The 229-nt window shown below is 69.9% G+C and carries 1 pseudogene; it reads right to left on the bottom strand.

The annotated features are described in order from the left end of the window. A pseudogene (locus EOD29_RS35635) lies at positions 1-229 on the bottom strand (PAS domain-containing sensor histidine kinase); the annotation flags it as partial.

The following is a 229-nucleotide window of genomic DNA, read 5'->3' as shown; positions in this document are numbered from 1 at the left end:
TGGTGACGCCGGGCGGAATCAGCGTCGGCTGGCCGGCAGCGGCCTTTTCCAGCGCATCCTGCGGAATGGCCGGCAGCGGCTTTTCGGTGGCGATGTCGGCCTGGACGTTCACGGAACCGTCGCGCTCGACGAGGAAGGCGCCGAGCAGGCCGCGGCCCCTGGCCTGGCGCGTCATCAATTCGGCGAAACCCGTCCTGTCGAGGCTGTAGAGCGCGCGGTTGCGCTCCAG

Origin of the sequence: Mesorhizobium sp. M1A.T.Ca.IN.004.03.1.1 (assembly GCF_003997555.1) — a bacterium.
Classification (GTDB): Bacteria; Pseudomonadota; Alphaproteobacteria; order Rhizobiales; family Rhizobiaceae; genus Mesorhizobium.
The sequence above is the reverse complement of the archived record's forward strand: the minus strand, read 5'-3'. Positions and strand labels throughout refer to the sequence as shown.